Source organism: Falsihalocynthiibacter sp. S25ZX9, from assembly GCF_041205405.1.
GTDB classification, from domain to species: Bacteria; Pseudomonadota; Alphaproteobacteria; order Rhodobacterales; family Rhodobacteraceae; genus Falsihalocynthiibacter; species Falsihalocynthiibacter arcticus.
Genome location: NZ_JBGFCD010000369.1, coordinates 1 through 277 on the forward strand (window position 1 = coordinate 1; position 277 = coordinate 277).

The 277-nt window shown below is 45.5% G+C and carries 1 protein-coding gene; it reads left to right on the forward strand.

Annotated features, from left to right (window positions below):
- Positions 1–59: 59 nt before the first annotated feature.
- On the forward strand, positions 60–277 hold a 218-nt coding region (locus tag AB9F29_RS22615), incomplete at its 3' end, for a hypothetical protein (RefSeq protein WP_369757341.1).

Genomic DNA, 277 nt, shown 5'->3' on the forward strand with positions numbered 1-277 from the left:
ATAGAAACGCGGCAACGATTGCTGAATCAGGATCTTGTCGCATCCAAATGGAGACTATCATGTTTAACAAAATAACTCTTTACGCTCTCGCTCTTGCAGTAGCCCTTCCTTTCGCTGGTGCTGCCAATGCAGGTAACGATCAACTCGCTAAAATTGCAGGAGTTGAAGCTGGCGTTTATACAACAGCGGAATTGATCAAAATCGACCAAGCACGCAAAACTCAAGACGATGAAAAACTGAATTTTTACCTCTTGGGTGAAAACCGCGTGTCGCGCGC